Consider the following 25257-nt stretch of genomic DNA (forward strand, 5'->3'; position numbering starts at 1 on the left):
AAATGGCAAATAAAAAAATTCGCATTCGTTTGAAAGCATACGAACACCGTATCCTTGATCAAGCGGCTGAAAAGATCGTAGAAACTACTAAACGTACAGGTGCTCAAGTAAGTGGTCCAATCCCACTTCCAACTGATCGTTCACTATACACAGTAATTCGTGCGACTCACAAATACAAAGATAGCCGCGAACAATTCGAAATGCGCACACACAAACGCTTAATCGACATCATCGAGCCAACACAAAAAACTGTTGACGCTCTTATGAAACTTGATTTACCAAGCGGTGTAAACATCGAAATTAAACTTTAAGAAAGGGAACTCTAATGACAAAAGGAATCTTAGGGAAAAAAGTGGGAATGACCCAAATCTTCACTGAGTCTGGTGAATTAATCCCAGTTACTGTCATCGAAGCAACTCCAAACGTTGTTCTTCAAGTTAAAACTGTTGAAACAGACGGTTATGAAGCAACTCAAGTTGGTTTTGACGACAAACGTGAAGTTTTGAGTAACAAACCTGCCAAAGGTCATGTTGCTAAAGCAAATACGGCTCCTAAGCGCTTCATCCGTGAATTTAAAGGTATTGAAGGCTTAGAAGTTGGATCAGAAATCACTGTTGATACATTCGCAGCTGGAGATATCGTTGATGTCACAGGTACGACTAAAGGTAAAGGTTTCCAAGGTGTTATCAAACGCCACGGACAATCACGTGGACCAATGTCACACGGGTCTCGTTACCACCGTCGTCCAGGGTCAATGGGTCCTGTAGCGCCTAACCGCGTGTTCAAAAATAAACACTTGGCAGGTCGTATGGGTGGAAACCGTGTAACAATTCAAAACCTTGAAATTGCACAGGTTGTTCCAGAGAAGAATGTTATCCTTGTTAAAGGTAACGTTCCAGGAGCGAAAAAATCACTCATCACTATCAAAACTGCAGTAAAATCTGCGAAATAATAAGGAAGGGAGAAACTTACCGAAATGGCTAACGTAGCATTATTTAAACAAGATGGTAGCAAAGCTGGCGAAGTTACTCTGAATGACGCAGTATTTGGAATTGAACCAAATGAAACTGTAGTTTTCGATGTAATCCTAAGCCAACGCGCAAGTCTTCGTCAAGGTACAAGTGCAGTTAAGAACCGTTCAGCAGTATCAGGTGGTGGTCGTAAACCATGGCGCCAAAAAGGTACTGGACGTGCACGTCAAGGTTCAATCAGAAGCCCACAATGGCGTGGTGGTGGTGTTGTCTTCGGACCAAACCCACGTAGCTATGCTTACAAGCTTCCACAAAAAGTTCGTCAACTTGCTCTTAAATCTGTTTACTCAGAAAAAGTTGCTGGTGACAAACTTGTAGCTGTTGACGCTTTATCATTTGACGCACCAAAAACAAGCGAATTCGTAAAAGTTCTTTCAGCTCTTGCAATCGACCGTAAAGTCCTTGTAATCGTTGAAAACGAAGGAAATGAATTTGCTGAACTATCTGCTCGTAACATTCCAAATGTACAAGTAACAACTGCTAACTCAGCAAGCGTTCTTGACATTGTTAACAATGATAAATTATTGGTTACTCAAGCAGCTCTATCTCAAATCGAGGAGGTCCTTGCATAATGAACCTTTATGATGTAATCAAAAAACCAATCATCACTGAAGCATCTATGCTTGCAATGGATGAGAAAAAATATACTTTCGAAGTTGATGCTCGTGCTCACAAAGAACTTATCAAACAAGCCGTTGAACGTGCTTTTGATGGAGTTAAGGTAGCATCTGTAAACACAATTAACGTTAAACCAAAAGCTAAACGCGTTGGTCGTTACACTGGATTTACAAGCAAATACAAGAAAGCAATCATCACACTAACTGAAGATTCTAAAAAAATCGAAATCTTCGGTGAATAATTAAAGGAGGAAAAACGTGGGAATTAAAGTTTACAAACCTACCACTAACGGTCGTCGTCACATGACTGGTAGCGACTTTGCAGAAATCACTACAAGTACTCCTGAAAAGAGCTTGTTAGTTTCACTAAAAAGCAAAGCAGGTCGTAACAACAACGGTCGTATTACAGTTCGTCACCAAGGTGGTGGACACAAACGTAAATACCGTTTAGTTGACTTCAAACGTACTAAAGATGGTGTTGTTGCAAAAGTAACACAAATCGAATACGATCCAAACCGTTCAGCTAACATCGCATTGATCACTTACACTGACGGGGTTAAATCATACATCCTTGCACCTAAAGGTCTTGAAGTTGGTATGACTGTGGTTTCAGGTCCTGACGCGGATATCAAAGTTGGTAACACTTTACCACTTGCAAACATCCCAGTTGGTACACTTATCCACAACATCGAACTTAAACCTGGTAAAGGTGGACAACTTATCCGTTCTGCGGGAACAAGTGCACAAGTACTTGGTAACGAAGGTAAATACGTTCTTGTACGTCTTAACTCAGGCGAAGTTCGTATGATTCTTTCTACTTGTCGTGCAACTGTTGGGGTTGTTGGTAACGAACAACACAGCCTTATCAACATTGGTAAAGCTGGACGTAACCGCTGGCGTGGTATCCGTCCAACTGTACGTGGTAGCGTAATGAACCCGAACGATCACCCACACGGTGGTGGTGAAGGTAAACAACCAGTTGGTCGTAAAGCTCCAGTTTCACCTTGGGGTCAACCAGCAATCGGACTTAAAACACGTAGTAAGAAAGCTAAATCAAGCAAACTTATCGTTCGTCGTCGCGGTCAAAAATAATTATAAAATCACTTCAAAGTTACTAGAAAAGTCAGCTGCCTAACCGCAGGGGCTATCTACTAAGAAGTTGCAGACATGTAGTGGTTTAGCTAGCCTAAATCACAGCATTGTCCAAGTGTGTTCAGACAGTGTAATAAAAAATAATAAATTCCGCCAACTCTGCCTTAGTAGCAGTTGTGGTATCTTTTAAAGGAGAGATAACTAAAATGGGACGTAGTCTTAAAAAAGGACCTTTCGTCGATGAGCATTTAATGAAAAAAGTTGAAGCTCAAGCTAAAGACGAAAAGAAAAAAGTAATCAAAACTTGGTCACGTCGTTCAACGATTTTCCCAAGTTTCATCGGATACACTATCGCTGTATATGATGGACGTAAACATGTACCAGTTTACATCCAAGAAGACATGGTAGGTCACAAGCTTGGTGAATTCGCACCAACTCGTACTTACAAAGGTCACGTTGCAGACGATAAGAAAACAAGACGTTAATAGGAGGAGAAAGAAATGGCAGAAAATACTTCAGCTAAAGCTACTGCACGTACAGTTCGCGTTTCACCTCGTAAATCACGCTTGGTTATCGACTTGATCCGTGGAAAAAACATTGCAGAAGCAATTACAATTTTAAAATTCACACCAAATAAAGCAGCAGGAGTCATCGAGAAAGTTCTTAATTCAGCAGTTGCAAACGCTGAAAACAATCTTGGTCTTGAAAAAGCTGATTTATACGTGAGCGAAGCATTCGTAAACGAAGGACCAACAATGAAACGTTTCCGTCCACGTGCGAAAGGTAGTGCTTCACCAATCAACAAACGTACTAGCCACATCACAGTGGTAGTAGAAGAAAGATAAGGAGGTAAAATCGTGGGTCAAAAAGTAAATCCAATCGGACTTCGTGTCGGAATCATCCGTGACTGGGATGCCAAATGGTATGCTGAAAAAGAATACGCAGATTACCTTCATGAAGATCTTGAAATCCGTAACCTTATCCAATCTCGTCTTGGAGATGCTTCAGTATCAACTATTGAAACTGAACGTGCAGTGAACAAAGTGATTGTTTCAATCCACACTGCTAAACCAGGTATGGTTATTGGTAAAGGTGGAGCAAACGTTGATGCACTTCGTGCAGACTTAAACGCTCTTACTGGAAAACAAGTTCACATCAACATCGTTGAAATCAAGAAACCAGATCTTGACGCTCACCTTGTTGGTGAAGGAATTGCACGTCAACTTGAAGCACGTGTTGCATTCCGTCGTGCACAAAAACAAGCAATTCAACGCGCTATGCGTGCTGGAGCTCGAGGAATTAAAACTCAAGTATCTGGACGTCTTAATGGTGCTGATATCGCTCGTAGCGAAGGTTACTCTGAAGGGACAGTTCCACTTCACACACTTCGTTCAGATATCGACTACGCTTGGGAAGAAGCTGATACTACTTACGGTAAACTAGGTGTTAAAATCTGGATCGACCGTGGTGAAATCCTTCCAACAAGAAAATCAGTGAAAGGAGATAAATAGTTCATGTTAGTACCTAAACGTGTAAAACACCGTCGTGAATTTCGTGGGAAAATGCGTGGTGAAGCTAAAGGTGGTAAGGAAGTAACTTTCGGTGAATTTGGTCTTCAAGCGACTACAAGTCACTGGATCACTAACCGCCAAATCGAAGCAGCCCGTATCGCAATGACTCGTTACATGAAGCGTGGTGGTAAAGTTTGGATTAAAATCTTCCCTCACAAATCATATACAGGTAAAGCCATTGGGGTTCGTATGGGTAAAGGTAAAGGAGCTCCAGAAGGTTGGGTAGCACCGGTTAAACGCGGTAAAGTAATGTTTGAAATCGCAGGTGTATCTGAAGAAGTGGCTCGCGAAGCTTTACGCCTAGCGTCTCATAAATTACCAGTAAAAACTAAGATTGTAAAACGTGCGGAGGATTCAAATGAAGCTTAATGAAGTAAAAACACTTTTGACAGAACTTCGTGGTCTTTCAGCTGAAGAACTTGCTACTCGTGAGCAAGAACTTAAGAAAGAATTATTCGAACTACGTTTTCAAGCGGCAGCTGGTCAACTTGAAAATACAGCGAAAATTAACGAAGTTAAAAAATCAATTGCACGTGTTAAAACAGTAGCACGTGAAGCAAAATAATAGATAGGGGAGGAAGATCATGTCTGAACGTAATCAACGTAAAGTTTATCAAGGTCGTGTGGTATCTGACAAGATGGATAAAACTATCACAGTTGTTGTCGAAACAAAACGTAACCACCCTGTCTACGGTAAACGTATTAATTATTCTAAAAAATACAAAGCTCATGACGAAAACAACTCAGCAAAAACTGGCGACATCGTGCGCATTATGGAAACTCGTCCATTGTCAAAAGACAAACGTTTCCGTTTAGTTGAAATCGTTGAAGAAGCTGTAATTATCTAAATTCTGAAAGGAGAAATGAACAGTGATTCAAGCAGAAACTCGTTTGAAAGTTGCTGATAACAGTGGTGCCCGCGAAATCCTAACTATCAAAGTTCTTGGTGGTTCAGGGCGTAAAATCGCAAACATCGGTGACGTTATCGTTGCAACAGTAAAAGCTGCAACTCCTGGAGGAGTTGTTAAAAAAGGTGAAGTTGTTAAAGCAGTTATCGTACGTACTAAATCAGGCGCTCGTCGTACTGATGGTTCATACATCAAATTTGATGAAAATGCTGCTGTTATCATCCGTGATGACAAAACACCTCGTGGAACTCGTATCTTCGGCCCTGTTGCCCGTGAATTACGTGAAGGAAACTTCATGAAGATCGTTTCACTTGCACCTGAAGTTCTATAATAATAGAATATAAAAGTCGCATAGTCCCCTCACCTATGGTGAGGGTGTCCTAGTCGGACGTAAGAAAAAAAGGAGAAATCTAAATGTTTGTAAAAACAGGCGATACAGTTAAAGTCATTGCTGGTAAAGATAAAGGCAAGACTGGTAAAGTAATCAAAGCTTTACCAAAAGTAAACAAAGTTGTAGTTGAAGGTGTTGCAATCATGAAAAAACACCAAAAACCTAACCACGTAAATCCAAACGGTGCTATCCTTGAAGTGGAAGCTCCAATCAATGCATCAAACGTTCAAGTCCTTGACAAAAACGGTGTTGCTGGACGTGTTGGATACAAGGTTGAAGGCGACAAAAAAGTACGCTACAACAAAAAATCTGGCGAAATCCTAGATTAATCACTGAAGAGAGGAGGAAAAAAATGGCTAATCGTTTAAAAGAAAAATATAGTGCTGAAGTAATCCCAGCTCTAACTGAAAAATTCAACTATACATCTGTTATGGCTGTGCCTAAAGTCGATAAAATCGTACTTAACATGGGTGTTGGAGATGCAGTAAGCAACTCTAAAAACCTTGATAAGGCAGTTGAAGAACTTGCTATCATTTCTGGTCAAAAACCACTTATCACTAAAGCTAAGAAATCAATCGCTGGTTTCCGTCTACGTGAAGGTATGCCAATCGGTGCGAAAGTAACTCTTCGCGGAGAACGCATGTACGAATTCCTAGATAAATTAGTGACTGTCTCTCTTCCACGTGTACGTGACTTCCACGGTGTGTCAAGCAAATCATTTGACGGACGCGGAAACTACACACTAGGTGTTAAAGAACAACTAATTTTCCCAGAAATTAACTACGATAACGTTGATAAAATCCGTGGTTTAGACGTAGTAATCGTTACTACTGCTAACACTGATGAAGAAGGACGCGAATTGCTTGCCCAAATGGGTATGCCATTTGCTAAATAATATAGGAGGCAAAAGACGTGGCAAAAAAATCAATGATTGCTAAAAACAAACGTCCAGCGAAATTCTCAACGCAAGCTTACACTCGTTGTGAACGTTGTGGGCGTCCACACTCAGTTTACCGCAAATTCAAATTATGCCGTATTTGCTTCCGTGAGCTGGCTTACAAAGGTCAAGTTCCGGGCGTTAAGAAAGCTTCATGGTAATCTGAAGCGGCATTCGCCACTTCAATTTAACTATTGCTTATAGGCAAGATTAATTTGCAAGTGGGATACTGACGTTTTATTTAATAAAACAAACCCAAACTACAAATGATTAAGGAGAAATAACCGTAATGGTAATGACAGATCCAATCGCAGACTTCCTAACACGCATCCGTAATGCTAACATGGTAAAACACGATGTTGTTGAAGTACCTGCATCAAAAATCAAACGCGAAATCGCTTCAATCTTACTTGCTGAAGGATTCGTTAAAGATGTTGAATATATCGAAGATGACAAACAAGGAATCGTTCGTGTATATCTTAAATACGCTCAAGATGGTGAACACAAAGGACAACGCGTAATCACTGGACTTAAACGTATTTCTAAACCAGGTCTACGTGTATACGTTAAATCTGCTGATGTGCCAAAAGTTCTTAATGGACTAGGTATCGCTATCATCTCTACTTCTGAAGGTGTTGTAACTGATAAAGTTGCTCGCGCTAAGAACATTGGTGGAGAAGTACTAGCATACGTTTGGTAAAATGAACGAGAAGTCGTATGTGGGAATTTTTCTATAAATATTTCCGCATATAACTCTTTTTCATTAATGCTTGAAGCAGGTGATTTATTTTCAAGTCATCGGTGAAAAGTAGTAAGTAAAGGTCAAGCGTAAAGCTTAACCCCCGTGAAAACCTACGACAAGTAGGAAAATTTAACAGGAGGAAATTATGAGCCGTATTGGTAATAAAGTAGTAGTACTACCTGCAGGCGTTACTGTTGACGCTAAAGCTGGTGTAGTTACTGTTAAAGGTCCTAGAGGTGAACTTACTCGTACGTTCCCTACAGCGATCGAATTAAAACAAGATGGACAAGAAGTGACTTTCGCTCGTCCAAATGATTCAAAAGAAATGAAAACTATTCACGGTACAACTCGTGCCAACTTCAATAACATGGTTATCGGAGTTTCTGAAGGTTTCAAAAAAGAACTTGAAATGCGTGGGGTTGGTTACCGTGCTCAACTACAAGGAAACAAACTTGTACTTAGCGTTGGTAAATCTCACCCAGACGAAGTTGTTGCTCCTGAAGGAATCACTTTCGAACTTCCAAACCCAACTACAATCGTAGTAAGTGGTTCTAACAAAGAAGTTGTTGGTGAAGTAGCAGCATACATCCGTAGCAAACGTACTCCAGAACCTTATAAAGGTAAAGGGATTCGTTATGTTGGAGAATTCGTTCGCCGTAAAGAAGGTAAAACTGGTAAATAATTTTATAGGTTTTTTGGCAAGCCCGGACTTCTTTGGATTTTTCCAAGAGTCCTTCCTGCCAAACTTATAGATTATAATCAGATTAAAGATAGGCAAAAACTTATCATAATAAAGAAATAGAAGAGGTAAAATTGTGATTTCTAAACCAGATAAAAACAAAACGCGTCAAAAACGCCACCGTCGCGTACGCGGAAGAATCTCTGGTACTGCAGAGCGCCCACGTTTGAATGTTTTCCGTTCTAACACAAACATCTACGCGCAAGTAATTGATGACGTAGCAGGTGTAACGCTCGCAAGTGCCTCATCACTAAATGAGACTGGTACTAAAGTAGAACAAGCTCAAAAAGTTGGTGAATTAGTAGCTAAAGCAGCAACTGCCAAAGGTGTAACTGAAGTTGTCTTCGACCGTGGTGGTTACCTTTACCATGGACGTGTGCAAGCTCTTGCAGAAGCAGCACGTGAAAATGGACTTAAATTCTAATAGAAAGGGGTAATCATCAGAATGGCTAGAGAAATTGAAGTAAAAGAATTCGAAGAACGCGTAGTTGGAATCAACCGTGTAACTAAAGTTGTTAAAGGTGGACGTCGTCTACGTTTCGCAGCGCTTGTAGTTGTTGGTGACCGTAATGGTCGCGTAGGATTTGGTACTGGTAAAGCTCAAGAAGTTCCAGAAGCAATCCGTAAAGCAGTAGAAGCAGCTAAGAAGAATCTTGTTGAAGTACCAATGGTAGGAACTACTGTACCTCACGAAGTCATCGGACAATTCGGTGGAGGACGTATCCTTATCAAACCAGCCGTAGAAGGATCTGGAGTTGCAGCTGGTGGAGCTGTTCGTGCCGTACTTGAGTTAGCAGGAGTTGCTGACGTGACAAGTAAATCACTAGGTTCAAACACACCAATCAACGTTGTTCGTGCAACAGTTGATGGACTTAAACAACTTAAACGTGCTGAAGAAGTTGCTGCATTACGTGGTAAATCTGTAGAAGATTTAGCATAAGGAGGATAAGATAATGGCTCAATTAAAAATTACTTTAACTAAGTCTCCAATCGGTCGCCTTCCTGTTCAACGTAAAACAGTGACTGCATTAGGACTTAAAAAACTACAATCAAGTGTTGTTAAAAATGACACACCTGCTATTCGTGGAATGGTTAACTCAATTTCACATTTAGTAACAGTTGAAGAAGTTTAAAATTTAAACTTTTAGACAAAATAAAAGCGAGCCAAACTTTCGCCGACTCCGGCGGAAGTTTTGGCGCATAGTAAAGAATTAGGAGAAAATAATAATGAAACTTCATGAATTAACACCAGCGGCTGGAAGCCGTAAAGTACGCAACCGTGTTGGACGCGGAACTTCATCAGGTAACGGTAAAACTTCAGGACGCGGACAAAAAGGTCAAAAAGCTCGTAGTGGTGGCGGAGTACGTCTTGGTTTTGAAGGTGGACAAACTCCATTATTCAAACGTCTTCCAAAACGTGGATTCTCAAACGTAAACCGTAAAGAATACGCAGTTGTAAACCTTGAAGTTCTAAACCGTTTTGAAGATGGTGCAGAAGTTAATGCAGACACTCTTGTAGCTGCTAAAATCGTTAAAGATGTAAAATCTGGTATCAAGATTCTTGGTAACGGAGAACTTACAGCTAAAAATCTTAAAGTAACTGCAACTAAAGCTTCAAAATCAGCAGTAGCTGCTATTGAAAACAACGGTGGAACTGTAACACTTCCAGAAGCTAACTAGTAAGGAGGCTCTATGTTTTTCAAGACATTGAAAGACGCCTTCAAAGTAAAGGACATTAGAAGTCGCATTTTATTTACAATTTTTATTCTTTTTGTATTTAGATTGGGAACTCATATAACTGTACCTGGTATCAATGCAAATAGTTTAAATAATATAGCTGACCTTCCCTTCATCAATATGATGAACTTGGTCAGTGGTAATGCCATGCAGAACTTCTCTGTCTTTGCAATGGGTGTGTCGCCGTATATTACAGCGTCAATCATTGTGCAACTTCTTCAGATGGATATACTACCAGTATTTGTTGAATGGAGTAAGCAGGGTGAGGTTGGGCGTCGAAAGCTTAATCAAACTACTCGTTATATTACCTTAGTTTTAGCTATGGCTCAGTCTATTGCCATTACTGCAGGTTTTAACCTAATGAGTTCAACAGGAATTGTTAACACTCCAAATACCGCTACCTACTTAATGATTGGTATGATTCTTACAACTGGATCGATGATTGTCGTTTGGTTGGGAGAGCAGATTACTGATAAAGGTTTTGGTAACGGAGTATCGATGATTATCTTTGCGGGTATCATCTCATCAATTCCACAAGCAATAAAGAATATTTACGATTCTAAATTTGTAAATATTCGACCAGAGCAACTTTCAAGTTCGATTGTATTTGTAGTCTTACTAATAATTGCTATGTGTTTAATAATTGCTTTTACAACTTATTTCACGCAGGCAATCCTGAAAATACCGATTCAGTATACCAAGTTAGTCCAAGGAGCACCTACAAGTTCGTATCTGCCCCTAAGGCTTAATCCAGCTGGAGTAATTCCTGTAATCTTTGCAAGCTCTATTACAGCACTTCCAGCGACCTTGATTCAAATTTTGAATTCAACTAAAGGTCAGGTTGCTTGGGTGGAAAATTTAAGGAATGCTCTTGACTATAATACTTGGTCAGGTATGTTAGTATATGCAACATTGATCATATTATTTACTTTCTTCTATTCATTTGTTCAGGTTAATCCTGAAAAAATGTCAGAAAATCTTCAGAAGCAGGGAAGCTACATCCCAAGTGTGAGACCTGGTAAGGGAACTGAAAAATATATTTCAAAAATCCTTATTAGACTGGCAACAGTTGGATCTCTCTTCCTAGGGATAATTTCTATTATTCCAATCCTTGCAACCAACCTATGGGATTTACCAAAAATGGTAGCCCTTGGTGGAACAAGTTTACTTATTGTTATTACAACAAGTATTGAAGGAATTAAGCAACTAGAGGGTTATCTCCTTAAGAGGAAGTACATAGGATTTATGGACAATCCATTTGAGGATTAATTCAGGCAGTGAGGCGAGTTTCTCGCCTCTCTTGTTTTGAATTATAAGTTGAGATATAATAATTTATATTTGAGCTTATAATTTAAACAAACTTAATATCTAAGGAGAAATAAAGATGAATCTTTTAATCATGGGCCTACCAGGAGCTGGTAAAGGTACTCAAGCTGAAACTATCATTGAAGCAAAAGGTGTAAAACACATTTCAACTGGTGATATGTTCAGGGAAGCCATGAAAAATGAAACACCTATGGGGACTCTTGCTAAAAGCTATATCGACAAGGGTGAATTGGTACCAGATGATGTTACCAATGGAATTGTTAAGGAGCGTCTGGCCCAAGATGATATCAAAGAAACAGGTTTCCTTCTTGATGGATACCCACGTACAATAGAACAAGCTTACGCACTTGATGCTATGCTTGAAGAGCTGGGTCTAAAACTTGACGGAGTTATTAATATTGATGTTAACCCAGAAATTCTTGTAGACCGTCTAAGTGGACGTTTCATCTGTCGTACTTGTGGGGCCACTTACCACAAAATTTTCAATCCAACCAAGGTTGAAGGAACTTGTGATAAATGTGGTGGACATGATTTCTACCAACGTGAAGATGATAAGCCTGAAACAGTTAAAAATCGCCTAGATATTAACATCGAACAAGGACAACCAATTCTTGAACACTACGGAAAACTTGGTCTTGTTAAGGATGTTAATGGTGAGCAGGATATTGAAAAAGTTTCTCAAGAAATCATCGAAATTTTAAAATAAAGCTTGATAAAAAAGTCTTGCCTAATGGACTAAAAAATGATAAAATAATCTAGTCCGACTTTTAGATATTATTATCATAGCGGGGAATTTTAAGGAGGTGCTTTTGCGTGGCAAAAGATGATGTAATTGAAATCGAAGGTAAAGTAATTGATACTATGCCCAATGCGATGTTTACTGTTGAGCTTGAAAATGGCCATCAAGTTTTGGCTACTATTTCAGGTAAGATGCGTAAAAATTATATTCGTATTTTAACCGGTGACCGTGTTACCGTTGAGCTTAGTCCATATGACTTATCTCGTGGTCGCATTACATACCGCTTTAAATAAACCGAGGGGAAAAATATTCCCTATAAATTAATAGGAGGTATTAAAATGAAAGTAAGACCATCAGTAAAACCAATTTGCGAATACTGTAAAGTTATCCGTCGTAATGGTCGTGTTATGGTGATTTGCGCTGTAAACCCTAAACACAAACAACGTCAAGGTTAGAAAGGAGAAAGAACTAAATGGCTCGTATCGCTGGAGTTGATATTCCAAACGACAAACAAGTAGTGATCTCACTTACTTACGTTTATGGAATCGGTCTACAAACATCTAAGAAGATTCTTGCAGCTGCTGGTGTAGCAGAAGATATTCGTGTTAAAGACCTTACAACTGATCAAGAAGATGCAATTCGTCGTGAAGTTGATGGACTTAAAGTCGAAGGTGACCTTCGTCGTGAAGTAAATCTTAACATCAAACGTTTGATGGAAATCGGTAGCTACCGTGGAATCCGTCACCGTCGTGGATTGCCTGTTCGTGGTCAAAACACTAAGAACAACGCTCGTACGCGTAAAGGACCTGCGAAATCAATCGCTGGTAAGAAAAAATAATAAATAGAAAGGAGAAAAACATTGGCTAAACCAACACGTAAACGTCGTGTGAAAAAGAATATTGAATCTGGGATTGCTCACATTCACGCTACTTTTAACAACACAATCGTTATGATTACAGATGTTCATGGTAATGCTCTTGCTTGGTCATCAGCTGGTGCTCTTGGATTCAAAGGATCTAAAAAATCAACACCTTTTGCTGCTCAAATGGCAAGTGAAGCTGCTGCGAAATCTGCTCAAGAACATGGTTTGAAAACTGTTGCTGTTACTGTAAAGGGACCTGGTTCAGGACGCGAATCAGCTATCCGTGCTTTACAAGCTGCTGGCCTACAAGTTACTGCTATCAGTGATGTGACTCCAGTACCTCATAATGGTGCACGTCCTCCAAAACGTCGTCGTGTATAATTTTCGTAAGTGCTGAATTTACACACTTTAATAATTGAGGAGATTACACATGATTGAGTTTGAAAAACCAAAAATTACAAAATTTGATGAAGAAAAAACTTACGGCAAGTTTGTCGTAGAACCACTTGAACGTGGATATGGTACAACTCTTGGTAATTCATTACGTCGTATTCTTTTATCATCTCTTCCTGGTGCTGCTGTGACTGGTATTCAAATCGATGGAGTTCTCCATGAATTTGCTACTATTCCAGGTGTTCGTGAAGACGTGACTCAGATCATTTTGAATATCAAAGGGCTTGCTATCAAGTCTTATGTTGATGGTGAAAAGCAAATTGAATTAGATATTACAGGTCCTGCTGTTGTTACTGCTGGTGACATCCTAACAGATAGTGATATCGAAATTACAAACAAAGATCATTACCTATTTACAATTGCTGACGGACATAGCCTTAAGGCTAAGATGACAGTAAACACTGGTCGTGGTTATGTTGCCGCTGAAGATAATAAAGTGGAAGACGCACCAATTGGTACGCTTGCTGTTGACTCAATTTACACTCCAGTAAACAAGGTTAACTATCAAGTAGAACCAGCTCGAGTTGGGGGTCAAGACGGCTTTGATAAGCTTACACTTGAAATCGTAACAGATGGTACAATTGATCCAGAAGAGGCTTTAAGTCTTTCTGCAAAAATTTTAACCGATCATTTGAGTCTTTTTGTAAACCTATCTGAAGTTGCACAAAGTGCTGACATCATGGTTGAAAAAGATGAAGTTTCTCCTGAGAAGACTTTGGACAAACCTATTGAAGAGCTTGATTTATCAGTTCGTTCTTACAACTGTTTGAAACGTGCAGGAATTAATACTGTACAAGATTTAACAGACAAGACTGAAGCTGAAATGATGAAAGTTCGTAACCTAGGACGTAAGTCAATGGAAGAAGTTAAATTCAAAATTGCTGATCTTGGTTTAAAATTTAAAAACGAAAAATAATATTTAAGAAGGGAGAATAACATGGGTTACCGTAAACTTGGACGCAAAAGTGCACAACGTAAAGCAATGCTTCGTGATCTAACTACAGATCTTCTTATGAATGAATACATTGTAACTACTGAAGCACGCGCTAAAGAAGTTCGTAAATCAGTTGAAAAAATGATCACTCTTGGTAAACGTGGAGATTTACACGCACGTCGTCAAGCAGCTGCATTCGTTCGTAATGAAGTTTCATTAAAAGACTTCAACGAAGAAACAGAATCATTCCCAACTGCTCTACAAAAACTATTTAATGATGTCGCACCTCGCTACGAAGGACGTAACGGAGGATACACTCGTATTCTTAAAACTGAACCTCGTCGTGGAGATGGCGCACCAATGGCTATCATCGAATTAGTTTAATAAATAGAAGTGTCTTCATCACTTTTTGTTGAGTGTTATGATGGTGGTAGGAGCATGGACTTATTTAGTTCGGTCTTGTGACCAACTCCTACTTAGTCTAGCTCTGGCTTTCCGAAGGGGGTTGCCCCCTTTGGGACACTCATCATAAATATGACAAACACTTATCTTAAGAAGAAAATGCACATTAGTGCTATTTTTTTTGCTTTATAAACCTGTCCAGACAAAAAACCGCTCCTTACGAGCGGTTTTTATTTTTTTGAATAATAAAGCCAATCAAGAAGTAGGCTAAGAAAAAGGTCAAATAACTTATTTTTGAATACAAAGAAAAGAAATCAATTTTACTAATAAAGCTTAAGATAATGGTAAGGATAAAAACAAGTCCCATGACTTCCAACGTTTTTCGAAGCTGTTTAATCATTAAATCCATCATTTATCACCCAACTATCATAAATAATCGTAATTCCTGTAGAAATTTCCTGGTCTTTTTTCATAAAATTTAATTCTCTTAATTTCTAATGACTTGTAATTTTGTAAGTTAGCATAAGTTAAATTGATAATATTTATTTTTCTTTTATTTTATCAAATTTATCTACGATTATTGTGGCAATAAGAACTCCAATAAAGGTAAAAATAATTGATAAGAAGAAGTCAGAATCGATTAAAAACTTTCCTCTAATTAAATCAATGATTATCTTCCAAGTAATAAGTAAAAATGAAAATTTGAGAGAAGAAATTAAGTCTTGTTTGATATCTATTTTCATAAAATGTAATTCTCCTAATTCCTAATGACTTGTAATTTTGTAAGCTTACTTAGTCAGTGTATACCTATGATTTTTACCTGTCAATAATTTTTGTTAAGAAAATAACAAAAAAGTAGGTGGTTACAAATAGAAAATTAATGGTTAATTTAAGGAAAATAGGATGTTTTTTATAATTAATTTAAAATTTTCTGACTATTCAATTGATTTTTGAAATTGCCATGTTATAATATTACTAAGTTTTTAATGAAGGAAAAGAGGTAATTTATGCGTAGTGATACTATAAAAAAAGGAATTGAGCAGGCTCCAGCACGGTCTCTTCTATATGCAACAGGTCAGGTTAAGTCTGCAAGGGATATGGGCAAACCTTTTATTGCCATTTGTAATTCTTATATTGATATTGTTCCAGGACATGTCCACTTACGGGAGCTTGCTGACATTGCAAAAGAAGCCATCAGGGAAGCCGGTGGAATTCCATTTGAATTTAACACAATTGGAGTTGATGATGGTATTGCTATGGGACACATTGGTATGCGTTACAGTCTTCCAAGTAGGGAGCTCATTGCTGATAGTGCAGAAACTGTAATCAATGCCCACTGGTTTGACGGGGTCTTCTTTATTCCTAACTGTGACAAGATAACTCCTGGCATGCTTATGGCCTCAATGAGAACTAATGTTCCAAGTATCTTTTGCTCAGGTGGTCCCATGAAGGCAGGGATTGACATGAGGGGACATCAGGCCACCCTTTCATCAATCTTTGAGGCTGTTGGAAGTTATAAGGAAGGTACCATGAGCTCTGAGGAAGTTACTTTCATGGAAGAAAATGCCTGTCCCACTTGTGGGTCTTGTGCCGGAATGTTTACAGCCAACTCGATGAATTCACTGATGGAGATTCTTGGTATGGCCCTTCCAGGAAATGGAACAGCCCTTGCTGTTGGTGAAGAAAGAAGGCAGTTGATCCGCGAAGCTGCTTTCAAACTAATGGATTTGGTCAAAAAAGATATCCGTCCAAGGGATATTGTAACCAAGGATGCTATTGATGATGCCTTTGCCCTTGACATGGCCATGGGTGGATCAACCAATACCGTCCTTCATACCCTAGCCATTGCTAGTGAAGCTGGGATTAACTATGATTTGACCCGGGTAAATGAGATTGCAAAAAGGGTTCCTTATCTGTCAAAAATCGCTCCAAGCTCCCTTTATTCCATGCATGATGTTCATGAAGCCGGTGGTGTTTCAGCCATTGTAAAAGAGCTAGTTGACATTGATGTAATCCATCCAGATAGGATGACAGTTACGGGAGATACCATTAGAAATAATGTGGCCCAGGCAAAAATTTTAAATGAAGAGGTAATTCATCCAGTTGATAAGGCTTATTCTAAAACAGGAGGCCTTTCGATTCTCTACGGAAATATTGCTCCTAAGGGTGCAGTTATCAAGGTTGGTGGAGTTGACCCAAGTATTAAGAAATTTGTTGGTAAGGCCATCTGCTTTAGTTCCCATGATGAAGCTGTAGAAGCCATTGATAAAAAGATTGTAGACAAGGGTCATGTTGTTGTAATCCGCTATGAGGGACCAAAAGGTGGACCTGGGATGCCTGAAATGCTTGCTCCGACAAGTTCGATTGTTGGTCGTGGTCTTGGTAAGGACGTTGCCCTAATTACAGATGGACGTTTTTCAGGAGCCACGAGGGGAATTGCCATTGGGCATATAAGTCCTGAAGCCGCAAGTGGAGGTCCGATTGCCCTTATTAAAGATGGGGATGAGATTGTAATTGACCTTACCGAAAGAACCTTGGATGTTAGTCTGTCAGATGAAGAACTTGAGAGTCGCAAGAAGGAAGTTGAAGCTTTTGTTCCAAAGGTTGAAAGTGGTTGGTTGGCAAGGTATGCAGCCCTGACTACAAGTGCTAATACTGGAGGAATTCTTCTAAGTCCAAGTGAGCTACAGAAGTTGGTACTTGAAGAGTTGCGTCAATAAATCGAAGATTGAAAATAATTTTCAATCTTTTTATAAGAGGAGGATATAGATGGAAAAGATAAAATTACAGGAAAAGCAGTCGGGATCTGAGCTCCTTTTAGATAGTTTAAAAAGCCTTGGAGTAGACACGATTTTTGGCTATCCTGGTGGTGCTGTCCTTCCCTTCTATGATGCCCTTTATGACTTTAAAGGAATAAGGCATATTTTATCACGGCATGAGCAAGGTGCCATCCATGAAGCAGAAGGTTATGCCAAGTCATCTGACAAGGCAGGTGTTGTAATTGTTACTAGCGGTCCTGGTGCTACAAATGTTGTGACAGGCCTTGCTGATGCCTATATGGACTCAGTGCCCCTTCTTGTTTTTACTGGCCAGGTTGCAAGTCCAGGAATCGGTAAAGATGCCTTTCAAGAAGTTGATTTAATTGATATTACCATTCCGATTACCAAGTACAACTATCAAATTAGGGATACTAAAGATATTCCAAGGATTGTAAGAGAGGCTTATCATCTGGCAACAACTGGACGAAAAGGTCCCGTGGTTATTGATTTACCCAAGGATGTGTCGGCAAAGATGGTAGCAGAAATCTATGATCCAGCTCTTAAACTCCCAAATTATGAACCTACTGCCTATCCAGATCTTGCTGAGCTTAAGAAAATTATTTATAGCCTTAGTCAGGCTAAGAAGCCAGTGGTCCTTGTTGGAGGTGGGGTGAATTATGCTGAAGCCAAGGATGAATTTATTGATTTTATTGAAAAACATAATTTACCAGTAGTTACTACCCTCTTGGGTCAGGGGATTATGGATGTAAGTCATCCTCTCTTTCTTGGAATGGGTGGCATGCATGGAAGTTATGCAGCAAACACAGCTCTCATGGAAACTGATTTTCTCATAAATATTGGTAGTCGTTTTGATGATCGAGTGGTAAGTAATCCAAAAGATTTTGCTCCAGCAGCTAAGATTGCCCATATTGATATTGATAATGTCGAAATTGATAAAATTATTAAGGCAGACATTAAGGTCATAAGCGATGCCAAGCTCGCTCTTATTGAACTTTTAAAATTTGATGCCAGTGATATTCTTGTTCATAGGGACTGGCTGGATGAAACAAAAAATAATAAGTTTAGGGCTCCGTATTCTTATGACCTAAATGATGACTTTATTAGTCCCCAGGAACTTGTAAAAATTATTGGAGACTATACCCAAGGGGATGCAATTATCGTAACCGACGTGGGTCAGCATCAGATGTGGGCAGCCCAGCACTATCCCTATAAAAATAGTAAGCAGCTGATAACCAGTGGGGGACTTGGAACCATGGGCTTTGGTATTCCAGCAGCCATAGGGGCTAAATTAGCTAATCCAGACAAGGAGGTCATTTTGTTTGTAGGTGATGGTGGTTTCCAGATGACCAACCAAGAACTTGCCCTACTCAATCAATATGGAATTGGTATTAAAATTATTCTAATTAATAATACTTCCCTAGGTATGGTTCGCCAGTGGCAGACAAGTTTTCATAACAATCACTTGAGCCAAAGTGTCCTTGGATTTTCAGACCCAGATTTCCAAATTTTAGCTGAAGCATATGGGATTGAACACTATAGGTTGACTAATCCTAGGACATTAGGTGAGGATCTAAAGGTTATTGAAAAAAATAATCCCCTACTAGTTGAAGTTATGATAAATCCTGAGGAGCAGGTTCTTCCTATGGTACCCGCTGGTCAAGCAAATAATAAGATGATTGGGGTGGTATTTAATGATTAAAACAATTGAGGCCTTGTTGTCTAATAAACCTGGAGTCCTTGACCGAGTGGTTAGCGTTCTAAGTAGAATCCAGGTCAATGTTCTCTACCTCCATGTTGAGGTAACAGAAGACCCTAGATACTCTAAGATTCAAATCTCATTTAAGGAAAATAATCCAGCTGAGTTTGAGCTTGTGATTAAACAACTGCAAAGGCAGATTGATGTCCTGCAAATTGATAGCCTGACGGATAATTAAAAATAGTGAAATTGTTCAAATAATATGCTAATATTAAGCCTATATAATTTAAGGAGGATACTTAATGGAGAAAAAATTAAGTAGGAGTGATTATCTCTATATAGGCTCAATGCTTTTTGGCTTGTTTTTTGGAGCAGGAAATCTGATTTTCCCGGTTCACATGGGACAAGAGGCTGGATCTAATGTATTACTAGCCAATTTTGGCTTTTTGGTTACAGGAATAGGTCTGCCGTTTTTAGGTGTTATCGCCATTGGAATTAGTCGAAGCACGGGAGTTTTTGATTTAGCAAGTAGAATTAATAAAACTTATGCATATATTTTTACAGTTTTACTGTACTTGGTTATTGGCCCTTTCTTTGCCATTCCAAGGCTTGCATCAACCTCTTATCAGATTGGTCTAGCACCATTTATCAGTGACAAAAATCAAACCCTTGCCCTGGCACTTTTTAGTATAGCCTTCTTTGCAGTGGCTTGGTTCCTGTCAAGAAATCCTGGTAAGCTTCTTGATTATGTTGGTAAATACCTCAACCCAATTTTCTTGCTTCTTTTGGGTATAATTCTTGTGCTGGCCTTTGTAAATCCAATGGGACCAACTTCAGGAGTTAGCGTTCAGGAGACTTACTCAGCAAGTCCCTTTATGAAAGGTTTTACCGAAGGTTATCAAACCCTTGACGCCCTTGCTTCTTTGGCCTTTGGTATCATTATCATCACAGCCATTAAAGGAAAAGGGGTTGAAAAACCTTCGGCGATTGCTAGTGCGACCATTAAATCAGGTGCCATTAGTATTGTTTTAATGGGTATTATCTACACCTTACTTTCACTTATGGGGACAATGAGCCTTGGAACATTCCCGATGTCTGAAAATGGGGGAATTGCTCTTGCAGAGATTGCTCAACACTATCTAGGTAACTACGGAGCTGTTCTTTTGGCCCTAATCATCATCTTTGCCTGCCTAAAGACTGGAATTGGTCTAATCACAGCCTTTTCAGAGACATTTTCAGAGCTCTTCCCAAGTAGGTCTTATGGTTTTTATGTGGCCCTTGTAAGTATTCTGCCATGTATCTTTGCAAATGTTGGTTTGACAAACATTATTACCTATGCGGTGCCTGTTCTTTACTTCATCTACCCGCTTGCCATTACCTTGATTCTTTTAACCCTTGCCAACAATCTATTTAAGGGTGATTCAAGGGCTTATCAGATGACAACGTATTTTACCCTAATCGCATCAGTTATTGATGCCCTAAATACAAGTCCTGATTTCATCAAAAACAGTAAGTTTGGGGAAGTGGTCATTGGACTGGGACAAAAACTACCCTTCTTTGACCTTGGAATGACTTGGGTTCTACCAGCTCTAGTAGGTTTCCTTGTGGGACTTGTTCTAATTAAAGTTTCACCTAAGAAAAATTAACAAGTAAATTAACGGATATTGATTATAATTTTAATTAATATTCGTTTTTTTAGTAAAAAAATATAAAATAAAAGACTAAAGTACGTCAATTTTGAGGTGAAAACATTGATAGTAATTTAACATTCGGTATTTGTATGATATAATAAACAAAAATTAAGAGGAGATAAGACATGCGTGGAATTTTAACGGTAATTGGTAAAGATAAGGTTGGTATTGTTGCGGCCGTAAGTAATGAGTTGGTTAATTTAGATATTAATATTATTGATATTAGCCAGACCATCATGGATGATTATTTTACAATGATTATGGCGACTGCCCTACCAGCTGGGTCAGATTTTGAAAAAATAAGAAAGATTTTTGATGAACTTGGAGCTGATTTGGGAGTTAAAATCACCATCCAAAATGCCGAAATCTTTGACACCATGCACAAGTTATAGGAGTAGACAATGGAAGCAAATCAAATATTAGAAACAATCAGAATGGTTGATGAAGAGAACCTAGATATTCGAACCATCACCATGGGAATTTCCCTCTTGGACTGTATGGATCCGGATGTAGATGCGGCCTGTGAGAAGATTTATCAAAAAATAACAACCAAGGCAAAAAATTTAGTTAAGGTTGGTGAGGATATTGAACTTGAGTACGGTATTCCCATCATCAATAAAAGAATTTCGGTAACCCCAATAGCAATTGTTGCCTCAGCCTCTAAGGCGACTAGCGAGGAATGCATTAAATTTGCTAAAACTTTAGACCGTGCTGCCAAAGAGGTTGGTGTAAACTTTATTGGTGGCTATAGTGCCCTTGTTGAAAAAGGATATCAGGGAAGTGATCTTGAGCTTATCAAATCAATCCCACAAGCTTTAGCTCAAACAGACTATGTTTGTTCTTCGGTTAATATCGGATCAACCAAGGCTGGGATTAATATGGACGCTGTAAAACTTATGGGTCAAACAGTTAAGGAAACAGCGGAAGCTTCTGATATGGGTTGTGCCAAGCTTGTTGTTTTTGCCAATGCTGTTGAGGATAATCCCTTTATGGCTGGTGCCTTCCACGGGGTAGGTGAGGCTGATTGTGAGATTAATGTTGGGGTATCTGGTCCTGGTGTAGTTAAAAAGGCTCTTGAAAAGGTTAAGGGACAATCCTTTGATGTTGTTGCAGAAACTGTTAAAAAGACAGCCTTTAAAATTACCCGTATGGGTCAAATGGTAGGACGAATTGCCTCAGATAGACTTGGTGTCCCTTTTGGGATTGTCGATTTATCTCTTGCTCCAACACCTGCTGTAGGGGATAGCGTTGCCCTAATTCTTGAAGAAATGGGTCTTGAGTCAGTTGGAACCCACGGAACAACTGCAGCTCTAGCTCTTTTAAATGACGCAGTCAAAAAAGGTGGCGTTATGGCCTGCAACCACGTAGGTGGATTATCAGGTGCTTTTATTCCCGTTTCAGAAGATGCTGGAATGATTAAGGCTGTTGAAACAGGTCATTTGAATCTTGAGAAACTTGAAGCCATGACTGCCATTTGTTCGGTAGGTCTTGATATGATTGCTATCCCTGGTGATACGAGGGCTGAGACCATTGCTGCCATGATTGCAGATGAGGCAGCGATTGGGGTTATTAACCACAAGACGACAGCTGTTAGAATTATTCCTGCTAAGGATACAGTAGTTGGAGATATGGTTGAATTTGGAGGTCTTCTTGGTACTGCTCCTGTAATGAAGGTCAATTCAGCCCAGTCAATTGATTTTATCAATCGCGGAGGAAGAATCCCAGCTCCCATCCATTCCTTTAAAAATTAAGAGAAAAAGCAAGAGTTCGCCTCTTGCTTTTTTTGTATGTTTTCATAAAATAAGTTTATTTATTCAGAAAATTTGAAATAATTAATATATTCCTTGAAATATTATCTGAAAAGTTGTAATATTGTATAAAATTAGAAAGGGAGTTAATATTTATGCCAGTAACGATGTATTATGAAAATGATGTAAAAGATAAGGTTCTAGGAGACAAGAGGATTGCGGTCATTGGTTATGGAAGCCAAGGTCATGCCCACGCTCAAAATTTACGTGATAGCGGCCAGGATGTGATTATTGGGGTAAGACCTGGTAAATCTTTTGACAAGGCCAAGGAAGATGGCTTTGAAGTATTTCCAGTGGCAGAAGCAGTAGCCCAAGCTGATGTTGTAATGATTCTTGCACCAGATGAGATTCAAGGAGATCTTTACAAAAACGAAATTGAGCCCAACTTAAAAGAAGGTGTAGCCCTAGGATTTGGTCACGGATTTAACATTCATTTTGGAATTATTGAACCACCTGCAAGTGCTGACGTCTTCATGCTTGCACCTAAGGGTCCAGGACATCTAGTTCGTAGAACCTACGATGAGGGATTTGGAGTGCCAGCACTATTTGCTGTCTACCAAGATGCCAGTGGAAATGCACGTGATATTGCCATGGACTGGGGAGTTGGAGTTGGAGCAGCCCGCGTCGGAATGCTTGAAACAAGCTTTAAGGAAGAAACAGAAGAAGATCTCTTTGGTGAACAAGCTGTCTTGTGTGGTGGAGTAACAGCCCTAATCGAAGCAGGATTTGAGATTCTAACAGAATCAGGCTATGCTCCTGAACTTGCCTATTTTGAAGTTCTCCATGAAATGAAGCTGATTGTAGATCTTCTTTATGAGGGTGGTTTTAAGAAAATGCGTCAATCAATTTCAAATACAGCTGAGTTTGGTGATTATACAGCAGGACCAAGAATTATTACCGACCAAGTTAAGGAAAACATGCGTCAAGTTCTAAAAGATATTCAAACAGGTTCTTTTGCCGAAGAATTTATGGAAGATTATAAGGCAGGAAATCCTAAAATGAAAGCTTATAGGGAACGTGCACAAAACCTTGAGATTGAAAAAGTTGGTAATGAACTTCGCCAGGCTATGCCGTTTACTCAATCAGGTGATGATGCAGCCTTTAAAATCTACGAATAAATACTAGAAGAAGGAAAATGATGGAATTTACAGCAGAAAGAATTTTGCAAGCCCAAGAAAAATTGGCAGATGTTGTTAGTAAGACACCTCTTGTAAAGGATCCGTCATTATCTGAAAGGTTTGGAGCAAACATCTACCTTAAGCAGGAGAATTTTCAAATTGTTCGCTCCTTTAAATTGAGGGGGGCCTTCCATGCCATCTCAAATTTACCTGCTTCTAAAATGCAAGCTGGTGTGGTTGCGGCAAGTGCCGGTAACCACGCCCAGGGTGTAGCCTATACCTGCCAAAGACTTGGAATAAGAGCAAGAATTTTTATGCCAACTACAACGCCCCAGCAAAAGGTAAATCAGGTTAAATTTTTTGGAGGAGATCAGGTAGAGATAGCCTTGGTTGGAGATACCTTTGATGAGTCGGCAAAAGCAGCCAAGGAATTTGCTGAAACTAATCATATGACCTTTGTTGATCCCTTTGATGATTATGATGTTATTGCAGGGCAAGGTACGGTAGCCTATGAGATCTTTGAAGAGGCCAAGCAACAAGCCATTGATTTTGATTATCTCCTAGCTGCGGTTGGTGGAGGTGGCTTAATTTCTGGTGTATCAACTTATACAAAATCAGTTAGTCCAGCAACTAAAGTCGTTGGTGTAGAGGCTTTAGGTGCTCAAAGCATGCGGGCAGCTTTTGAGGCGGGGCATCCAGTTAGGCTTGAATTGATTGATAAATTTGCTGATGGCATAGCAGTTCAGGAAGTTGGTAAGAAGACTTTTGAACTTGCCAGAAAATATGTTGATGAACTGCTGGCTGTTGATGAAGGTCTCATTGCAACGACTATTATTGACCTTTATTCTAAGCAGGGCATAGTAGCTGAACCTGCTGGGGCTACAACCATTGCTGGCTTGGACCTTATAGCAGATGAAATTAAGGGCAAAAACGTTGTCTGCATTGTAAGTGGCGGTAATAATGATATCAACCGAATGCCTGAAATAGAGGAGCGAAGTTTAGTCTATCAAGGGCTCAAACATTACTTTATTATTAATTTCCCCCAGAGACCTGGGGCCCTTCGTGAACTGGTAAATGATGTTTTAGGCCCTAAAGATGACATAACACGTTTTGAGTATATGAAAAAGGCCAATAAAGGGATGGGGCCAGGCCTTGTCGGTATTTTATTGAATGAAAAAGAAGATTATGAACCTTTAATTAGTAGGATGAAGGAATTTGATCCAGGATTTATTGATTTAGAATCAGATAATAAGCTTTACAATCTTCTAGTTTAGAAGTTTTAAAAGCTCTGATTTTTATAAGCATTAATAAGTGAGAAACCCAGATAGGAGGAAGGCCTCTTATCTGGGTTTTTAATTTTTTTGTAATAAATAAAAATTCATTAAACATTTAATAATCTTATTGATGTTTAATGATTGAAAAGAGCTGAAATAAATTGAAAGTATTTTCAATGTATGATAGACTTTAAGCAGTTTGTAAATAATAATATTAAAAATTTTATTTTATTTACAAACTACAGGGACAATATTAGAAAGATATTATGACGGACTTATAGAAAATATGAGGTATTCTTTCATAATTTTTTCTCTATTTTCTGGGAACTTTTATTATTTTTTCTTTATTACTAAATTCTATTGTAGCCATTAGACCTGATATTCGCTATGGTAGAAATTTTAATCTAAA

Annotated in this window: 38 protein-coding genes; 37 read left to right on the forward strand and 1 reads right to left on the reverse strand. The window is 39.1% G+C overall.

Annotated elements, in window-relative coordinates:
- Nucleotides 1-2 precede the first annotated feature (2 nt).
- From rpsJ to rplQ, 29 genes are all read left to right on the forward strand, one after another.
- Nucleotides 3-311, forward strand: coding sequence for a 30S ribosomal protein S10 (gene rpsJ / locus OZX68_00660; protein WEV60799.1), 309 nt, complete (start codon nt 3-5; stop codon nt 309-311).
- A gap of 14 nt (nt 312-325) precedes the next feature.
- Nucleotides 326-952 (forward strand): 50S ribosomal protein L3, encoded by a 627-nt coding sequence (gene rplC, locus OZX68_00665; protein ID WEV60800.1) that lies wholly within the window; start codon nt 326-328, stop codon nt 950-952.
- Nucleotides 953-976: 24 nt separating this feature from the next.
- Nucleotides 977-1603, forward strand: coding sequence for a 50S ribosomal protein L4 (rplD, locus tag OZX68_00670; protein ID WEV60801.1), 627 nt, complete (start codon nt 977-979; stop codon nt 1601-1603).
- Complete coding sequence (locus OZX68_00675) at nt 1603-1890, forward strand: 50S ribosomal protein L23 (GenBank protein ID WEV60802.1); 288 nt, start codon at nt 1603-1605, stop codon at nt 1888-1890. Before rplD ends, OZX68_00675 begins: the two co-directional genes overlap by 1 nt.
- Before the next feature lie 16 nt (nt 1891-1906).
- Complete coding sequence (gene rplB, locus OZX68_00680; protein ID WEV60803.1) at nt 1907-2740, forward strand: 50S ribosomal protein L2; 834 nt, start codon at nt 1907-1909, stop codon at nt 2738-2740.
- Between the two features lie 206 nt (nt 2741-2946).
- The gene (rpsS, locus tag OZX68_00685; GenBank protein WEV60804.1) at nt 2947-3225 is read left to right on the forward strand and encodes a 30S ribosomal protein S19; all 279 of its coding nucleotides are present in this window, start codon (nt 2947-2949) and stop codon (nt 3223-3225) included.
- Nucleotides 3226-3240: 15 nt separating this feature from the next.
- Nucleotides 3241-3585, forward strand: coding sequence for a 50S ribosomal protein L22 (gene rplV / locus OZX68_00690; protein WEV60805.1), 345 nt, complete (start codon nt 3241-3243; stop codon nt 3583-3585).
- 12 nt (nt 3586-3597) lie between these two features.
- Entirely contained in the window at nt 3598-4251 is a 654-nt protein-coding gene (gene rpsC / locus OZX68_00695; GenBank protein WEV60806.1) for a 30S ribosomal protein S3, read from the forward strand.
- Between the two features lie 3 nt (nt 4252-4254).
- Nucleotides 4255-4680 carry a 50S ribosomal protein L16 gene (gene rplP, locus OZX68_00700; GenBank protein WEV60807.1) on the forward strand — a complete coding sequence of 142 codons (426 nt, stop codon included), beginning with the start codon at nt 4255-4257 and terminating at the stop codon, nt 4678-4680.
- Complete coding sequence (rpmC, locus tag OZX68_00705; GenBank protein WEV60808.1) at nt 4670-4876, forward strand: 50S ribosomal protein L29; 207 nt, start codon at nt 4670-4672, stop codon at nt 4874-4876. The genes rplP and rpmC overlap by 11 nt, the downstream gene beginning before the upstream one ends.
- 19 nt (nt 4877-4895) lie before the next feature.
- Entirely contained in the window at nt 4896-5159 is a 264-nt protein-coding gene (gene rpsQ, locus OZX68_00710; protein ID WEV60809.1) for a 30S ribosomal protein S17, read from the forward strand.
- Nucleotides 5160-5181: 22 nt separating this feature from the next.
- On the forward strand, nt 5182-5550 hold the full coding sequence (rplN, locus tag OZX68_00715) for a 50S ribosomal protein L14 (protein ID WEV60810.1): 369 nt from the start codon (nt 5182-5184) through the stop codon (nt 5548-5550).
- An 83-nt stretch (nt 5551-5633) separates the two neighbouring features.
- Entirely contained in the window at nt 5634-5939 is a 306-nt protein-coding gene (rplX, locus tag OZX68_00720) for a 50S ribosomal protein L24 (protein ID WEV60811.1), read from the forward strand.
- A gap of 23 nt (nt 5940-5962) precedes the next feature.
- Nucleotides 5963-6505: a 50S ribosomal protein L5 gene (gene rplE / locus OZX68_00725; GenBank protein WEV60812.1), complete on the forward strand. Its 543-nt coding sequence runs from the start codon at nt 5963-5965 to the stop codon at nt 6503-6505.
- Nucleotides 6506-6522: 17 nt separating this feature from the next.
- Nucleotides 6523-6708: a type Z 30S ribosomal protein S14 gene (locus OZX68_00730; protein WEV60813.1), complete on the forward strand. Its 186-nt coding sequence runs from the start codon at nt 6523-6525 to the stop codon at nt 6706-6708.
- A gap of 128 nt (nt 6709-6836) precedes the next feature.
- Complete coding sequence (gene rpsH, locus OZX68_00735; GenBank protein WEV60814.1) at nt 6837-7247, forward strand: 30S ribosomal protein S8; 411 nt, start codon at nt 6837-6839, stop codon at nt 7245-7247.
- Between the two features lie 187 nt (nt 7248-7434).
- Nucleotides 7435-7971, forward strand: a complete 537-nt coding sequence (gene rplF / locus OZX68_00740; protein WEV60815.1) for a 50S ribosomal protein L6 — start codon at nt 7435-7437, stop codon at nt 7969-7971.
- Nucleotides 7972-8104: 133 nt separating this feature from the next.
- Nucleotides 8105-8452, forward strand: coding sequence for a 50S ribosomal protein L18 (gene rplR, locus OZX68_00745; GenBank protein ID WEV60816.1), 348 nt, complete (start codon nt 8105-8107; stop codon nt 8450-8452).
- Nucleotides 8453-8473: 21 nt separating this feature from the next.
- Complete coding sequence (gene rpsE, locus OZX68_00750) at nt 8474-8968, forward strand: 30S ribosomal protein S5 (protein WEV60817.1); 495 nt, start codon at nt 8474-8476, stop codon at nt 8966-8968.
- Between the two features lie 13 nt (nt 8969-8981).
- A complete protein-coding gene (gene rpmD / locus OZX68_00755; GenBank protein WEV60818.1) occupies nt 8982-9161 on the forward strand; it encodes a 50S ribosomal protein L30 in 180 nt (59 codons plus the stop codon).
- Nucleotides 9162-9255: 94 nt separating this feature from the next.
- Nucleotides 9256-9708, forward strand: a complete 453-nt coding sequence (gene rplO / locus OZX68_00760) for a 50S ribosomal protein L15 (GenBank protein WEV60819.1) — start codon at nt 9256-9258, stop codon at nt 9706-9708.
- 12 nt (nt 9709-9720) lie between these two features.
- A complete protein-coding gene (gene secY / locus OZX68_00765; GenBank protein ID WEV60820.1) occupies nt 9721-11034 on the forward strand; it encodes a preprotein translocase subunit SecY in 1314 nt (437 codons plus the stop codon).
- A gap of 115 nt (nt 11035-11149) precedes the next feature.
- Complete coding sequence (locus OZX68_00770; protein WEV60821.1) at nt 11150-11797, forward strand: adenylate kinase; 648 nt, start codon at nt 11150-11152, stop codon at nt 11795-11797.
- 107 nt (nt 11798-11904) lie between these two features.
- Entirely contained in the window at nt 11905-12123 is a 219-nt protein-coding gene (infA, locus tag OZX68_00775) for a translation initiation factor IF-1 (protein ID WEV60822.1), read from the forward strand.
- Between the two features lie 45 nt (nt 12124-12168).
- A complete protein-coding gene (gene rpmJ / locus OZX68_00780; GenBank protein ID WEV60823.1) occupies nt 12169-12285 on the forward strand; it encodes a 50S ribosomal protein L36 in 117 nt (38 codons plus the stop codon).
- 17 nt (nt 12286-12302) lie between these two features.
- Complete coding sequence (gene rpsM / locus OZX68_00785) at nt 12303-12668, forward strand: 30S ribosomal protein S13 (protein WEV60824.1); 366 nt, start codon at nt 12303-12305, stop codon at nt 12666-12668.
- 21 nt (nt 12669-12689) lie between these two features.
- A complete protein-coding gene (gene rpsK, locus OZX68_00790; GenBank protein ID WEV60825.1) occupies nt 12690-13073 on the forward strand; it encodes a 30S ribosomal protein S11 in 384 nt (127 codons plus the stop codon).
- A 49-nt stretch (nt 13074-13122) separates the two neighbouring features.
- A complete protein-coding gene (locus tag OZX68_00795; GenBank protein ID WEV60826.1) occupies nt 13123-14061 on the forward strand; it encodes a DNA-directed RNA polymerase subunit alpha in 939 nt (312 codons plus the stop codon).
- A gap of 21 nt (nt 14062-14082) precedes the next feature.
- Nucleotides 14083-14463: a 50S ribosomal protein L17 gene (gene rplQ / locus OZX68_00800; protein ID WEV60827.1), complete on the forward strand. Its 381-nt coding sequence runs from the start codon at nt 14083-14085 to the stop codon at nt 14461-14463.
- A gap of 560 nt (nt 14464-15023) precedes the next feature.
- Here the strand turns inward: rplQ and OZX68_00805 are convergent.
- Nucleotides 15024-15224 carry a hypothetical protein gene (locus OZX68_00805; protein WEV60828.1) on the reverse strand — a complete coding sequence of 67 codons (201 nt, stop codon included), beginning with the start codon at nt 15222-15224 and terminating at the stop codon, nt 15024-15026.
- Nucleotides 15225-15488: 264 nt separating this feature from the next.
- On the opposite strand from OZX68_00805, the gene ilvD reads away from it, so the two are divergent.
- From ilvD to ilvA, 8 genes are all read left to right on the forward strand, one after another.
- Nucleotides 15489-17201: a dihydroxy-acid dehydratase gene (gene ilvD, locus OZX68_00810; protein WEV60829.1), complete on the forward strand. Its 1713-nt coding sequence runs from the start codon at nt 15489-15491 to the stop codon at nt 17199-17201.
- A gap of 49 nt (nt 17202-17250) precedes the next feature.
- Nucleotides 17251-18960: a biosynthetic-type acetolactate synthase large subunit gene (gene ilvB, locus OZX68_00815; protein WEV60830.1), complete on the forward strand. Its 1710-nt coding sequence runs from the start codon at nt 17251-17253 to the stop codon at nt 18958-18960.
- The gene (locus tag OZX68_00820) at nt 18953-19195 is read left to right on the forward strand and encodes an ACT domain-containing protein (GenBank protein WEV60831.1); all 243 of its coding nucleotides are present in this window, start codon (nt 18953-18955) and stop codon (nt 19193-19195) included. The genes ilvB and OZX68_00820 overlap by 8 nt, the downstream gene beginning before the upstream one ends.
- A gap of 64 nt (nt 19196-19259) precedes the next feature.
- Entirely contained in the window at nt 19260-20603 is a 1344-nt protein-coding gene (gene brnQ, locus OZX68_00825; protein ID WEV60832.1) for a branched-chain amino acid transport system II carrier protein, read from the forward strand.
- A 170-nt stretch (nt 20604-20773) separates the two neighbouring features.
- Nucleotides 20774-21040, forward strand: coding sequence for an ACT domain-containing protein (locus OZX68_00830; protein ID WEV60833.1), 267 nt, complete (start codon nt 20774-20776; stop codon nt 21038-21040).
- A 9-nt stretch (nt 21041-21049) separates the two neighbouring features.
- Nucleotides 21050-22399 (forward strand): PFL family protein, encoded by a 1350-nt coding sequence (locus OZX68_00835; protein WEV60834.1) that lies wholly within the window; start codon nt 21050-21052, stop codon nt 22397-22399.
- 152 nt (nt 22400-22551) lie between these two features.
- Nucleotides 22552-23574 (forward strand): ketol-acid reductoisomerase, encoded by a 1023-nt coding sequence (ilvC, locus tag OZX68_00840; GenBank protein ID WEV60835.1) that lies wholly within the window; start codon nt 22552-22554, stop codon nt 23572-23574.
- Between the two features lie 20 nt (nt 23575-23594).
- Entirely contained in the window at nt 23595-24848 is a 1254-nt protein-coding gene (gene ilvA / locus OZX68_00845) for a threonine ammonia-lyase IlvA (protein WEV61346.1), read from the forward strand.
- Nucleotides 24849-25257 lie beyond the last annotated feature (409 nt).

The sequence above is a fragment of the Streptococcaceae bacterium ESL0729 genome (assembly GCA_029391995.1).
Lineage (GTDB): Bacteria > Bacillota > Bacilli > Lactobacillales > Streptococcaceae > Floricoccus.

Coding starts and splice junctions, on each gene's coding strand:
- rpsJ (WEV60799.1), top strand. CDS start 3: ATGGCAAATAAAAAAATTCGCATTCGTTTGAAAGCATACGAACACCGT.
- rplC (WEV60800.1), top strand. CDS start 326: ATGACAAAAGGAATCTTAGGGAAAAAAGTGGGAATGACCCAAATCTTC.
- rplD (WEV60801.1), top strand. CDS start 977: ATGGCTAACGTAGCATTATTTAAACAAGATGGTAGCAAAGCTGGCGAA.
- OZX68_00675 (WEV60802.1), top strand. CDS start 1,603: ATGAACCTTTATGATGTAATCAAAAAACCAATCATCACTGAAGCATCT.
- rpsS (WEV60804.1), top strand. CDS start 2,947: ATGGGACGTAGTCTTAAAAAAGGACCTTTCGTCGATGAGCATTTAATG.
- rplV (WEV60805.1), top strand. CDS start 3,241: ATGGCAGAAAATACTTCAGCTAAAGCTACTGCACGTACAGTTCGCGTT.
- rplP (WEV60807.1), top strand. CDS start 4,255: ATGTTAGTACCTAAACGTGTAAAACACCGTCGTGAATTTCGTGGGAAA.
- rpmC (WEV60808.1), top strand. CDS start 4,670: ATGAAGCTTAATGAAGTAAAAACACTTTTGACAGAACTTCGTGGTCTT.
- rpsQ (WEV60809.1), top strand. CDS start 4,896: ATGTCTGAACGTAATCAACGTAAAGTTTATCAAGGTCGTGTGGTATCT.
- rplX (WEV60811.1), top strand. CDS start 5,634: ATGTTTGTAAAAACAGGCGATACAGTTAAAGTCATTGCTGGTAAAGAT.
- rplE (WEV60812.1), top strand. CDS start 5,963: ATGGCTAATCGTTTAAAAGAAAAATATAGTGCTGAAGTAATCCCAGCT.
- rpsH (WEV60814.1), top strand. CDS start 6,837: ATGGTAATGACAGATCCAATCGCAGACTTCCTAACACGCATCCGTAAT.
- rplF (WEV60815.1), top strand. CDS start 7,435: ATGAGCCGTATTGGTAATAAAGTAGTAGTACTACCTGCAGGCGTTACT.
- rpsE (WEV60817.1), top strand. CDS start 8,474: ATGGCTAGAGAAATTGAAGTAAAAGAATTCGAAGAACGCGTAGTTGGA.
- rpmD (WEV60818.1), top strand. CDS start 8,982: ATGGCTCAATTAAAAATTACTTTAACTAAGTCTCCAATCGGTCGCCTT.
- rplO (WEV60819.1), top strand. CDS start 9,256: ATGAAACTTCATGAATTAACACCAGCGGCTGGAAGCCGTAAAGTACGC.
- secY (WEV60820.1), top strand. CDS start 9,721: ATGTTTTTCAAGACATTGAAAGACGCCTTCAAAGTAAAGGACATTAGA.
- OZX68_00770 (WEV60821.1), top strand. CDS start 11,150: ATGAATCTTTTAATCATGGGCCTACCAGGAGCTGGTAAAGGTACTCAA.
- rpmJ (WEV60823.1), top strand. CDS start 12,169: ATGAAAGTAAGACCATCAGTAAAACCAATTTGCGAATACTGTAAAGTT.
- rpsM (WEV60824.1), top strand. CDS start 12,303: ATGGCTCGTATCGCTGGAGTTGATATTCCAAACGACAAACAAGTAGTG.
- OZX68_00795 (WEV60826.1), top strand. CDS start 13,123: ATGATTGAGTTTGAAAAACCAAAAATTACAAAATTTGATGAAGAAAAA.
- rplQ (WEV60827.1), top strand. CDS start 14,083: ATGGGTTACCGTAAACTTGGACGCAAAAGTGCACAACGTAAAGCAATG.
- OZX68_00805 (WEV60828.1), bottom strand. CDS start 15,224: ATGAAAATAGATATCAAACAAGACTTAATTTCTTCTCTCAAATTTTCA.
- ilvD (WEV60829.1), top strand. CDS start 15,489: ATGCGTAGTGATACTATAAAAAAAGGAATTGAGCAGGCTCCAGCACGG.
- ilvB (WEV60830.1), top strand. CDS start 17,251: ATGGAAAAGATAAAATTACAGGAAAAGCAGTCGGGATCTGAGCTCCTT.
- OZX68_00820 (WEV60831.1), top strand. CDS start 18,953: ATGATTAAAACAATTGAGGCCTTGTTGTCTAATAAACCTGGAGTCCTT.
- brnQ (WEV60832.1), top strand. CDS start 19,260: ATGGAGAAAAAATTAAGTAGGAGTGATTATCTCTATATAGGCTCAATG.
- OZX68_00830 (WEV60833.1), top strand. CDS start 20,774: ATGCGTGGAATTTTAACGGTAATTGGTAAAGATAAGGTTGGTATTGTT.
- OZX68_00835 (WEV60834.1), top strand. CDS start 21,050: ATGGAAGCAAATCAAATATTAGAAACAATCAGAATGGTTGATGAAGAG.
- ilvC (WEV60835.1), top strand. CDS start 22,552: ATGCCAGTAACGATGTATTATGAAAATGATGTAAAAGATAAGGTTCTA.
- ilvA (WEV61346.1), top strand. CDS start 23,595: ATGGAATTTACAGCAGAAAGAATTTTGCAAGCCCAAGAAAAATTGGCA.